Origin of the sequence: Terrimonas ferruginea DSM 30193 (genome assembly GCF_000425585.1) — a bacterium.
Lineage (GTDB): Bacteria > Bacteroidota > Bacteroidia > Chitinophagales > Chitinophagaceae > Terrimonas > Terrimonas ferruginea.
Map to the genome: position 1 here is coordinate 287,937 of NZ_AUDS01000010.1, position 12,036 is coordinate 299,972.

The 12,036-nt window shown below is 49.4% G+C and carries 12 protein-coding genes; 9 read left to right on the top strand and 3 right to left on the bottom strand.

Going from position 1 to position 12,036, the window contains the following annotated elements; genetic code table 11:
- The first annotated feature begins 22 nt into the window (after nucleotides 1-22).
- The 3 genes from H608_RS21200 (at nucleotide 23) to ileS (ending at nucleotide 5,779) form a co-directional block, all read left to right on the top strand.
- Nucleotides 23-1,081: an HmuY family protein gene (locus tag H608_RS21200; RefSeq protein WP_081658786.1), complete on the top strand. Its 1,059-nt coding sequence runs from the start codon at nucleotides 23-25 to the stop codon at nucleotides 1,079-1,081.
- Nucleotides 1,082-1,349: 268 nt separating this feature from the next.
- Complete coding sequence (locus tag H608_RS21205; protein ID WP_051268026.1) at nucleotides 1,350-2,282, top strand: DUF6607 family protein; 933 nt, start codon at nucleotides 1,350-1,352, stop codon at nucleotides 2,280-2,282.
- Nucleotides 2,283-2,401: 119 nt separating this feature from the next.
- Nucleotides 2,402-5,779 (top strand): isoleucine--tRNA ligase, encoded by a 3,378-nt coding sequence (gene ileS / locus H608_RS0104270; protein ID WP_028786595.1) that lies wholly within the window; start codon nucleotides 2,402-2,404, stop codon nucleotides 5,777-5,779.
- Here ileS and H608_RS24730 read toward each other — a convergent pair.
- Nucleotides 5,765-6,331 (bottom strand): hypothetical protein, encoded by a 567-nt coding sequence (locus H608_RS24730; protein WP_245565718.1) that lies wholly within the window; start codon nucleotides 6,329-6,331, stop codon nucleotides 5,765-5,767. The two genes, ileS and H608_RS24730, sit on opposite strands and share 15 nt — an antisense overlap.
- Nucleotide 6,332: 1 nt before the next feature.
- On the opposite strand from H608_RS24730, the gene H608_RS24735 reads away from it, so the two are divergent.
- From H608_RS24735 to H608_RS0104285, 3 genes are all read left to right on the top strand, one after another.
- Nucleotides 6,333-6,698: a TraR/DksA family transcriptional regulator gene (locus tag H608_RS24735; protein ID WP_245565719.1), complete on the top strand. Its 366-nt coding sequence runs from the start codon at nucleotides 6,333-6,335 to the stop codon at nucleotides 6,696-6,698.
- A 184-nt stretch (nucleotides 6,699-6,882) separates the two neighbouring features.
- Complete coding sequence (locus H608_RS24805; RefSeq protein WP_155990043.1) at nucleotides 6,883-7,569, top strand: collagen-like triple helix repeat-containing protein; 687 nt, start codon at nucleotides 6,883-6,885, stop codon at nucleotides 7,567-7,569.
- A 103-nt stretch (nucleotides 7,570-7,672) separates the two neighbouring features.
- The gene (locus tag H608_RS0104285; protein ID WP_028786597.1) at nucleotides 7,673-8,149 is read left to right on the top strand and encodes a YcxB family protein; all 477 of its coding nucleotides are present in this window, start codon (nucleotides 7,673-7,675) and stop codon (nucleotides 8,147-8,149) included.
- 3 nt (nucleotides 8,150-8,152) lie between these two features.
- Here the strand turns inward: H608_RS0104285 and H608_RS0104290 are convergent, their stop codons facing one another.
- Nucleotides 8,153-8,584 (bottom strand): GNAT family N-acetyltransferase, encoded by a 432-nt coding sequence (locus H608_RS0104290; protein WP_028786598.1) that lies wholly within the window; start codon nucleotides 8,582-8,584, stop codon nucleotides 8,153-8,155.
- A gap of 195 nt (nucleotides 8,585-8,779) precedes the next feature.
- Between H608_RS0104290 and H608_RS0104300 the strand changes: the two genes are divergently transcribed.
- The 3 genes from H608_RS0104300 (at nucleotide 8,780) to rnc (ending at nucleotide 11,270) form a co-directional block, all read left to right on the top strand.
- On the top strand, nucleotides 8,780-9,016 hold the full coding sequence (locus tag H608_RS0104300) for an acyl carrier protein (protein WP_028786599.1): 237 nt from the start codon (nucleotides 8,780-8,782) through the stop codon (nucleotides 9,014-9,016).
- 135 nt (nucleotides 9,017-9,151) lie between these two features.
- Nucleotides 9,152-10,405, top strand: a complete 1,254-nt coding sequence (gene fabF, locus H608_RS0104305) for a beta-ketoacyl-ACP synthase II (protein WP_028786600.1) — start codon at nucleotides 9,152-9,154, stop codon at nucleotides 10,403-10,405.
- A gap of 118 nt (nucleotides 10,406-10,523) precedes the next feature.
- Nucleotides 10,524-11,270, top strand: coding sequence for a ribonuclease III (gene rnc, locus H608_RS0104310; protein WP_028786601.1), 747 nt, complete (start codon nucleotides 10,524-10,526; stop codon nucleotides 11,268-11,270).
- Here the strand turns inward: rnc and mce are convergent.
- Entirely contained in the window at nucleotides 11,267-11,668 is a 402-nt protein-coding gene (gene mce, locus H608_RS0104315) for a methylmalonyl-CoA epimerase (protein ID WP_028786602.1), read from the bottom strand. The genes rnc and mce overlap by 4 nt on opposite strands.
- Between the last annotated feature and the right edge of the window lie 368 nt (nucleotides 11,669-12,036).

Genomic DNA, 12,036 nt, shown 5'->3' on the forward strand with positions numbered 1-12,036 from the left:
TAACAAATACAAATACCCACACATGAAAAGATTATCTCTCGCATTGACCGGCCTGATGTTCTTAGCTGCCTGCGGCAAAGACGATGACAAAGTAACGATCCCGCCTGCGGAAGGAAGCACCGTTACGCTGAACGGCGGAACAGGCGGAGCCAGTGCAGAAAATGCTGCATACATCGACATGAGCACCGGCACTGCAACAGGTGTTAAACGTTCCTCCTGGGATCTTGGTTTTTATAGCGGATCTGATTTCCGTGTGATCCTGAACAATACCACCAGCGCAGGCGCTAAGATGACCACTGCTACCAGCCTGGCTGCTGTGGGTGCTGCGGATACGATCGGCCTTACACTCGCTATCAACCAGGTGGCTCCCGGTCCTGATCAATATGCTTTCTTCGATCCGATCGACGGAAGCCTGACCAACACCGTAATTCCTGCCGTTTCTGCCACTGCGGCTGAAAACCGTGTAGTGATCATTAATCGCGGAACAGGTGGCAGCACTCCTGCCCGCGCCTGGATCAAAGCATTGATCACACGTAACGGCAATGGCTACACCGTACAATTCGGCGGTATCCAGCAAACCAGCGGCTTCACTACCGTTCAGATCACCAAAGATGCCGACTACCATTTCCGCTACCTTTCTTTCGACGGCGGCGGCACCATCGTAAACGTACAGCCTAAAAAAGCGGAGTGGGATTTTACCTGGGGTTACTCTGTATACGAGATTGCCGGTGTGGGCCCTTACAACTTCTCCGACCTCATTTCTACCAATAGCCTGTCTGGTGTAACTGTTGGCACAAGAATTTATGCTTCCGCTGCTACACGTAATGAAGCTTATACCAAGTTCAACCGCGACAGTGTTAACGCAACCCTGTCTACTTTCTCTGCAAGCCGCTGGGCGATCGGCAGCAGTTGGAGAGTGACCCCTGCTCCCGGTGTAACCAACGCAGGTGTACGTACCGACCGCTTTTATGTAATCAAAGATGTGCAAGGCAACTATTATAAACTGAAGTTTATCAGCTTTGCTGCGGAAGACGGTGGCGAACGCGGCAAGCCCGTATTCGAATACGCGCTCATTCCGTAGTTTAATTCAAAATTCAAAAGTCAAAATTCAAAAAAGTGAACGGGTGACTGATCGTCAATCGTGAGTAAGACAACCATTCCCCTTCAGGAGCGTCAGGGACCCAGGCTGTTTACTTACTCCTTAAAACTTATTACCTATAACCTTTTTTGAATTTTGACTTTTGAATTTTGACTTTGCATCTTTTTCCTCTTTGCGCAACACGAGTTTTCTCTTCCCGTAAATCATTCCGGCGGCTTTGTCATTCTTTTGTCACTCAAATAAAACAACAATGAAAAGACTGATCATACCTGCCGCATTGCTCCTTTCGCTGACAGCAACAGCGCAGGCGCCCAAAGACAAGCCGAACGTAGACAAACTCTGCGGCTGCTTTGAAGTAGAATTTAAATACGCCGAAACATTCTCGCCCGATAAAAGCTACAAATACCACGATCGCGAAGAGATCAGCGGTGGTACGGAATTGACTTTTCCTGTTGAAGTAAGCGATAAGAAGATTGTGATGCAACACCTGCTGGTGATCACCGACTCCATGATCATCAAACACTGGCGCGAGGAATGGACCTACGAAAATCCAGTGATCTGGCGCTATAAAGGCGATAAGGTTTGGGAAAAAGAAAACCTGAAACCCGCCGATGTAAAAGGCAAATGGACACAAACCGTATGGGAAGTAAGCGACGAACCGCGCTACCAGGGCATCAGCGAATGGGTCACCACCAATGGTAAAACTTTTTGGGAAAATACCACCGATGCTCCGCTGCCCCGCCGCGAATATTCCGCGCGCAACGATTACAACATTTTGCGCCGCACCAACCGCCTCGTGCTTACTAAAGATGGCTATGTGCATGAGCAGGACAACCAGAAGATCGTCCGGACCAATGGCACCGACAAACTCCTGGTCGAGGAAAAAGGGATCAACAGCTACAAACGTCTCGAAGACAGCGAATGTGCCGCTGCCCGCGCATACTGGGACAAAACCAAAGCCTACTGGAATAAAGTGCGTGCTACCTGGGATGCCTACGTAGTTTCCAGCAGCAAAATTGCCCTGAAAAGCGAAGTGGACGGTAAGGTGCTGCACGACCACCTGTTTGCGCTGGCAAAAGAATACAGCAGCAAGAAAGTGAGCGACAGCGAAATCGATGGCCGCATCAAAACCACCATCTTCAAATTCATCATCACCGACAACCAAACGGCTGCCCGCCCGTAAAAATAGAGTCAACCATCTCGAACCCCGCCCCAGGCGGGGTTTTTTGTGGCCCGGAGGGCATACCCGTCGCAGCATTCAGCCGTTTATTTCCGTAACTTTGCCCACTTTTTAGATCGGCTATGGAGCTTAAATACAGAGAATTTACCGGATTGAATCTTCCCGCCATCGAGCAGGAAGTGCTGGCAGCCTGGACTGCCGGTCAGGCCTTTGAGAAGAGTGTTTCCCTGCGGGAAGGCGCTACCCCTTTCGTATTTTACGAAGGACCTCCCAGCGCTAACGGACTGCCGGGCATTCACCACGTTATCTCGCGCACGCTGAAAGACCTTGTATGCCGTTACAAAACCATGCAGGGCTTCCAGGTAAAACGCAAAGGCGGATGGGATACGCATGGCCTGCCGATCGAACTCGGCGTGGAAAAAGAACTCGGTATCACCAAAGAAGATATCGGTAAAAAGATCTCCGTTGAAGAGTACAACGCCAAGTGCCGCGAAGCCGTTCTCCGCTACAAAGACAAGTGGGACGACATCACGCGCAAAATGGGTTACTGGGTTGATCTCAACGATCCCTATATCACATTTAAAAACGAATACATCGAAACGCTCTGGTGGCTGCTGAGCGAGCTGTATAAAAAAGGATTGCTCTACGAAAGTGTGAGCATCCAGCCTTATTCACCCGCCGCAGGTACAGGCCTGAGTTCGCACGAGCTCAACCAGCCGGGTACTTACAAAGATGTAAAAGACACCAGCGCCGTAGCCATGTTCCGCGCCACGAAAGACGCATCGTCCGCCTTCCTGTTCGACGCCGCGGGAACCGATGAGGTTTTCTTCATGGCCTGGACCACCACGCCCTGGACATTACCCTCCAACCTCGGTCTTACCGTAGGTCCGGATATCACTTATGTGCTGGTAAAAACCATCAACCCGTATACACACCAGACCGTGCACGTGGTGCTGGCGCAAAACCTGCTTGGTAAATATTTCAAAGAAGAAAACAAAGACGCTGATTTTGCCGCTTATGCAAATGATGGCAAAAATATTCCTTACACGATTCTCGGCTCGTTTACCGGCGCACAACTGGAAGGATTGCGTTACGATCAGTTGCTTCCCTACGAAGCCAACTCGCCCGAACGTGTCCGCGAGATTACACCCGATGCGGATCCCTTCCGCATACTGCTGGGTGATTTCGTAACCACCGAAGACGGTACAGGTATCGTGCATACGGCTCCTGCGTTTGGTGCAGATGACTATCGTGTTGGTAAAAAATACAATATCGGTATCCTCACACTCGTGGATCGCCAGGGAAAATTTGTGGATGGGCTTGGTGAGTTCAGCAACCGTTATGTAAAAAATTACAAGGACGATAAGGATTATGTGGATGTTAACGTAGACATCAGCGTAAAACTGAAAAAAGAAAACCGTGCTTTCAAAGTAGAGAAATACGAGCACAGTTACCCGCACTGCTGGCGCACCGACAAGCCGGTACTTTATTATCCGCTGGATGCCTGGTTTATCCGCACCACCGCACTGCGCGACCGCATGGTGGAGCTGAACAAAACCATCAACTGGAAACCTAAATCCACCGGTGAAGGCCGCTTTGGCAACTGGCTGGAGAACATGGTCGACTGGAACCTCAGCCGCAGCCGCTTCTGGGGTACGCCGCTCCCCATCTGGAAAAGCGTTGGCAGCGACAACCAGTTTATCGACGAACGGGAAGGCGGAGAAGAAATCTGTATCGGCTCCATCGACGAACTGAATAAAGAGATCCGCCGTGCGGCTGAAGTGCTGGGCGGTGATACCAATAAGGCTTTCCTGGAAAATGGTATACAGGATCTGCACAAGCCTTATGTAGACGATATCATCCTGGTGAGCCCTTCGGGCAAACCGATGCGCCGCGTGCCGGACCTGATCGACGTGTGGTTCGACAGCGGAGCCATGCCTTATGCGCAATGGCATTTCCCGTTTGAAAATAAAGAAACCTTCAAGCAGGCATTTCCGGCAGATTTTATCGCCGAAGGTGTGGACCAGACACGCGGATGGTTCTATACCCTGCATGCCATCGCCTGTCTGCTGTTCGACTCGGTAGCTTACAAGACGGTTGTAAGCAACGGCCTGGTGCTGGACAAGAACGGCAATAAGATGAGTAAACGCCTGGGTAATGTGGTGGATCCGTTTGACACCATCGAACGTTTTGGTGCGGATGCCACACGCTGGTACCTGATCACCAATGCCTCGCCCTGGGATAACCTGAAGTTTGACCTCGAAGGTATCCGCGAAGTACAACGTAAATTTTTCGGCACACTTTATAACACCTATCAATTCTTCGCACTGTACGCAAATGTGGACGGCTTTGCCTTCCGCGAAGCGTATATACAAATGCAGGACCGTCCGGAGATCGACCGCTGGATACTTTCCAGTCTGCACACGCTGACGCAGAAAGTAACTGCGGCCATGGACGACTATGAGCCGACGCAGGCCGGTCGCCTGATCGAAGATTTTGTGGACGAGCACCTGAGCAACTGGTATGTGCGCCTCTGCCGCCGCCGTTTCTGGAAAGGTGAATATGAACATGACAAAATATGTGCATACCAGACCTTGTACGAATGCCTGGAAACCGTGGTAAGGCTGATGGCGCCGGTTGCACCGTTTTTCAGTGACAGCTTGTTCCGTCAACTAAATGCGGTCACCAATCGTTTTACTGTAGAGTCGGTGCATCACGCCTATTTCCCGAAAGCGGATGAGTCGCTGATCGACCGGAGCCTGGAAGAACGTATGCAAATGGCGCAGGATGCTTCCTCACTTATCCTCTCACTGCGGAAAAAAGTCAACATAAAAGTGCGCCAGCCGTTGCAGCGCGTGTTGATCCCGGTGTTGGATGCAGGGATGAAAGACCAACTGGTGCTGATCGAGGATCTGATACGTAGTGAGGTGAATGTCAAGGAAATAGAATATCTTACTGAAACAGAAGGGTTTATAAAAAAGAAGATCAAACCCAATTTTATTGCCCTTGGTAAAAGGCTGGGAGCCAGGATGAAAGCGGTGTCTGCAGCCTTGGCCCAGTTCTCGCAGGAAGATATTAGCCGGTTCGAAAAAGAAGGACAATATAGTTTGTTAATTGATAGCGAACCCGTAATATTACAGATTAGCGAGGTGGATATCACCAGTGAGGATATTCCTGGCTGGACCGTGGCGGGCAAGGGACGCCTGACTGTTGCGTTGGATATCACTATTACCCCCGAACTCGAGCAGGAGGGTAATGCCCGCGAATTTGTAAACCGCATTCAGAAGATTCGTAAGGACAGCGGATTTGAGCTTACCGACCGGATCGTGGTGAAGGTGGTGGCGGAAGGAAGTCTGAAAACCTCTCTCGAGGCGTTCAGGGATTATATCAGCGCCGAAATTCTGGCTGATGAACTGGAATTTGTGTCGGATATATCCGGAGGAACAGACATCGAAATCAATGACATTGTCCTAAAAACGATTGTTCTAAAAAAAGGCTAATAGTATGGCTACCAAGAAAAAAACAGTGGTGAAGAAGGCCGCTGCAAAACCGGCCCCCAAAAAAGCAGGAAAAACAGCAAAGCCCGCTCCCAAGAAAGTTGCGGCGAAAAAGCCTGCACCGGCGCCGAAAAAAGCAGCCAAGCCAGCCGCCCCTAAAAAGGCAGCGCCGGCCACCAAAAAACCTGTTGTAGCAAAAAAAGCAGCGCCTAAGCCGGCTGCAAAGCCCGTTGCTAAGCCCGCAGCTAAAAAAGCTGCCCCGGCCAAACCTGCCACAACCATTAAACCGAAGGCCGCCCCGGTTGCCGCCAAGCCGGCTCCCAAACCAGAGCCCAAGCCTGTTGAAGCGCCGAAGCCTGTTGCAAAAAAATCCGGAGAGTCGGATCCCATGTCGCTGGTCTCTATTCGCCCCGCTGCAAAGCCGGTACTGAAAAAAGAGCCCCCGCGGCCGTCAAAAGTGGTCATGCCGAAAATCATGACCAAGACAGCAATTAAATATGAACCCGAATTCACAAAATCAGTATTAGACCCTATGCTAGAAAATGCAGGACTCATAATGAGATACTCTGACGCCGACCTGGCCGAGTTTAGAGAAATTATCATGAAGAAGCTGGATGCCGCGAAAAAGGAATTGGCTTATCTCCAGGGACTGATTACCCGCCGCGACGAAGGCGGTGATATGGACGAAGCCCGTTACATGACCATGGAAGATGGCAGTGTAAGCATGGAGCGTGAGCAACTGAGCCAGATGGCCAGCCGCCAGATCACCTTCATCGATCACCTCGAGAAAGCGATCATGCGTATTGAAAACAAAACCTACGGCATCTGCCGCGTTACAGGCAAGCTGATCGATAAGGCACGCCTGCGCGCAGTACCGCACGCTACGCTCAGCATCGAAGCTAAACAGATGATGAATAAATAATTACACGGAACAACAACGTTTCCGATAAATGAATGGCCCGGTTCTGCCGGGCCATTTGCTATCTGTTAAAAAAAATACAACGGAAATAAACCGGGCTTTATTAAATCAAATTAATTTCCCCTACCTTTAGACTTAACGGGATAAACCAAATCTTTAACAATCTTAACTGCCAAAACTCTTGTTTATGAGAACATCAAGAATCCTTACGTTATCCTCTTTATTATTGGCAATCGCTTTTATAGCGGTCAGCTGTACCAAAGAAGGTCCTGAAGGTCCTATTGGTGCTACTGGTCCGCAAGGCCCTGCCGGTTCTGCCGGCCCTGCTGGTCCCGCCGGCCCTCAAGGCCCTGCAGGAAGCAGTGGCTCAAGTGTGATCTATTCTACCTGGGTTACTTCAGGCGCTGCCAACTGGGTAGCCAACGTTCCCACAACTACCGGTGCTTATGATGCCCTGGCATCTTACCGCAGAGCGGCAACAGGCCTCACACAAGCCGTAATCGACAACGGAGTGATCCTTTGCTACTTTAAAGCTACTGCCGCCAACCAAAGCGGCCTTGGTGCCAACGTGGTATTCCAGCTTCCTTACACGTATATCGATGATGATTTTGAAGATCATTATGATTATGCAGTGCCTGCTCCAGGTGCGATTTATTTTACCTACAAAACAGGTACTTCTTTCGCTTCACTGACTGCAGCGCAACTGGGTCTGTTCGCTTACCGCTATGTGCTGATCCCCGGTGGTGTAGCTGACGGACGCGTAGCAGTTGGCAGCAACAACAAGCATTATTCACTCGCTGAGCTGAAGGCAATGCCTTACGAAAAAGTTCGCGAGCTGTTCAATATTCCTGCCGACGGAACCAACATCCGTTAATCCGGAATCGGAATTAATTTGCACAGCCGGCTTCATTGAAGCCGGCTGTGTTTTTATAGGCATCACGGCTGCATTCTTTCGATGAACGCCGTACATTTGCCCTATGACGATCCATTTTGAATACAGCAAGCCGCAGGTGATCCAGGCGCTTCGTTATCACTTCATCACACGCCCCGAAATCAGGATCATGCTGATCCTTGTAAATGTATTCGCTGCGGCTTCGATTTTATTATATGCTTTGGGAAAAGTAACGGCCGTCGCGTTCCTCGTCAGTTCTTTTTTATGGGTAATGCTGATGGTGAGTTTCTGGTTTATCATGCCGGGCCTCGTGTATCGGCGCAGTGAAACCTTCCAACATGCTTTCTCCATGCGTTTTGAAAAAGACGACTTCACGCTGGCGCATGAAAGAGGGGAGCGCTCATGGCCCTGGTCGTCATTGGCTGAATTCAAGGAAAGCCCGAATTTCTTTCACCTGTATTTCGATACAAGATCGTTTTTCCTGGTGCCGAAAAGCGGTTGCAAAGACAGCGATGAGGTACAGGAGTTGCGCCACCTGCTGCGGGATAACATTAAAAAGTAGGGATCAGAATAATTTTTTCTCCATCACGTAGTGCGGGATATTCACTTCCGTGAACTCCTCACTGGTAACACGGTAGCCCATTTTTTCGTAAAAACCTACAGCATTCTTGCGGGCATGCATGGTAACGGCCCTGAAACCGCGGTCGCGGGCGAGATTTTCGGCAAAATTCATGAGGGCGCGGCCAATTCCCTTGCCCTGGAGATCATTTAAAACGGCCATCTGGCGCAGGCGGATACCCGACGGTGGCTCTTCCACCAGCATACAGCATCCAAGGATTTGCTCCTCCTCAAAGGCGGCAATCAACATATTTTCTTTTTCCTTTTCCAGTTCTTCCGGGGTAAAGGTCAATCCAAGCGGTTTTCGCAGGATATCATCCCGCAATTTGACCATTAACTGGTATTCCTCTGACCCGTGATCGATAATTTTCAGCGCCATGCTGCACCCTGATTTATAGGCCTTAAATTACGACTATCTGGTAATACTGCCAACGGAAGATATGAATAGATGAAACCGTAATGATTTTTGTCCTATTTTTCCGCCCCGAAAGCAAAACCGGAAAAAATTTGGTTTCCGATGCTTATTAAGTCAAAAACTCTATTTTTGCACCCATAATAACTAAACTTAAACGACATGTCAGACATTGCATCAAGAGTAAAAAAGATCATCGTTGACAAACTTGGTGTTGACGAGGGGGAAGTAACTAACGAAGCTTCTTTTACAAATGATCTCGGTGCCGATTCATTGGACACAGTTGAATTGATTATGGAATTTGAAAAAGAATTCAATATTTCCATCCCTGATGAGCAGGCCGAAACCATCACTACTGTGGGCCAGGCTGTTTCCTACCTGGAAGAGCACGCTAAGTAATGAATGAACCAATCCTCCCCGCATGATATCGGTTGATATCCGTGGAAAGGCAGGAATGTAATAATACCGCCTTCGGTTGCTCCTCGCAGCGAAGGCGGTTTTTATCTTGATCAAAGAATTTTAAGAAAAGGCTATATGGAATTGAAAAGAGTTGTTGTAACCGGGATGGGCGCCCTTACCCCCCTGGGCAATTCGGTTGAAGAATACTGGAACGGACTCATCAATGGTGTGTCCGGCGCCGATATGATCACTCTTTTTGACGCCAGCAAGTTCCGCACAAAGTTTGCCTGCGAGGTAAAAGGATTTGATCCTGTTCAGCACCTCGACAGAAAAGAAGCCCGCAAAATCGACCGGTTTACCCAGTTTGCACTGGTAGCCAGCGACGAAGCGATGAAAGATGCCGGCCTCAGCAGGGAAAACGTCAACCCGGACAGGGTAGGTGTGGTCTTCGGCAGCGGCATCGGCGGTCTCATTACCTTCCAGCAGGAAGTAACGGAGTTTGCCAAAGGCGACGGCACCCCGCGGTTCAACCCTTTTTTCATTCCCAAAATGATCCTGGATATTGCTGCCGGTCAGATCAGTATGCGCCACAATCTCCGCGGTCCCAACTACGCGGTGGTAAGCGCCTGCGCCAGCAGTACCAATGCCATCATCGACGCCGTCACCCTTATCCGCCTCGGTAAGTCCGATATCATCGTTACTGGCGGTTCCGAAGCAGTGATCAGCGAAGCCGGTGTAGGAGGGTTCAACGCCATGAAAGCCATGAGCGAACGCAACGACGATCCTAAAACGGCCAGCCGTCCTTACGATAAGGACCGCGATGGTTTTGTGATGGGTGAAGCCGCAGGCGTACTCGTGCTGGAAGAATTGGAACACGCCAAAGCACGCGGTGCCCGCATCTACTGCGAAGTAGTAGGCGGCGGAGCCAGTGCCGACGCTCACCACATCACCGCTCCCCATCCCGAAGGACTGGGTGCAAAAAATGTAATGCTGGCCGCACTCGCTGACGCCGGCATGAAAGCGGAAGATATCGACTACATCAACACACACGGTACTTCTACTCCTCTCGGAGACGTGGCCGAAACAAAAGCCATCACCGACGTATTCGGCGAACACGCTTACAATCTTAACATCAGCGCTACCAAAAGCATGACAGGTCACTGCCTGGGTGCCGCCGGTGTGATCGAAGCCATCGCCTGTATCAAAGCGGTAATGCACGATATCGTTCCGCCCACGATCAATCACTTCACCGATGATCCCGAATTGGATCCGCGCCTGAACTTCACGTTCAACAAGGCACAGGAGCGCACGGTGAACGCCGCGCTCAGCAATACCTTCGGATTCGGAGGCCACAATGCCTGCGTGATCGTGAAGAAATACCAGCCCTGATCACCTTTGCACACAGGTGCTTGTAAATCAACTAACTGATCAGGTAGTTTTACCTGAAATGACCGGGTATTTAGCAAACATATACGCCAATTGAAATTTTTTGCGTAGCTTGAATTCTGTGGATTTTATCACTAACCTTTTTAGGAAACACGAAGGCTCCTCTTTCAGAAAGGAGCTGAAAAATATCCTGGGATTTAAGCCGAACAATATTTCGCTTTACAAAACCGCCCTCACCCATCGCTCGATCCGTGAAGGCGCAGACGAAAACAATGAAAGGCTCGAATACCTGGGTGATGCCGTATTGAGCGCCCTCATCGCCGACTATCTTTTCAAACGTTACCCCTACAGAGAAGAAGGTTTTCTCACAGAAATGCGCAGTAAAATGGTGAACCGCCAGCAACTGAATGATATCGCTGTGCGTATGGGACTGAAAAAAATCACGCTTTACAATAAAATGGACAGCTCCCTTAAAGTGAGCCAGATTTTCGGCAACACACTCGAAGCCCTGGTTGGAGCAGTTTACCTCGATTGCGGGTACAAAAAAACAGCACGCTGGGTGCTGGATCATATCATTCTCCCACATATGTTCATGGAAGAACTCGAAAACCTCGAGATCAACCACAAAAACAAACTTTACGGCTGGGCCAATAAAAATGGAAGAGTGCTGGAGTTTGAAACCCTGAATGAAAAACTGGAAAATGGCCGTCGTCTTTTCACCATTGCCGCGGTGATCGATGGCAAACACATAGCGGAAGGCCGCGCCTTCAATAAAAAAGATGCTTCACAGATCGCTGCACAGGTAGCGGTTGAAAAACTCGGCATCGTTAATTCCGACTCATTGGTCGTGGGCAATGGCCTCGGCTAACCTTTGTCCATACAGAGTTCCACCAAAATTCCCCCGGTTGTTTTCGGATGAAGAAAACAAACCAGTTTATTGTCGGCGCCGGGTTTAGGTTCGGGCGAAAGCAACTGGAAACCGGCTTCCGATAAACGTTTCATCTCTGCATGAATATCGTCTACGGCAAAAGCGATATGGTGAATGCCTTCTCCTTTTTTTTCAATGAATTTTGCGATCACGCCTTCAGGGTCGGCGCTTTCGAGCAATTCGATCTTGTTTTGCCCCGTTTGAAAAAAAGCAGTAGTAACACCTTCGGAGGCAACATTTTCTGTTTTATAACAAGGCGTTCCCAACAGGCTTTCGTATAAAGGAATGGCGTTCTCCAGCGATTTTACCGCAATACCGATATGTTCGATTTTTTCCATTTCACAAAAGTAGTGAATGGTGAATCGTCAATCAATGTCGTTTCCTTAAGGCTGAAGTTCTTTGACAGGTGTTAAGTAGAGAAAAAGTTTGTTATTTTTAGGATAGGATTACAGGGGGGTATTGAATAGCGAACCTGTTTTTAGAGTAACCTATCTCAATGAATTAACTCAAAAATTACATAATGAACAATTTGTTAGCGACTGCCGTACAGAATCCGGCCGGAATGGATTTGTCCGTGATCGCAAGCTGACCTTTGTTCATTTGATTGTTCTGTTAGTGCAGGGCCTTTCCCGTTCCATACAGCGTGAGCTCAACAGCTTTTACCAAAAGATCCTGGACAGCGATCTGCCGCTTCAATACGTGGTCA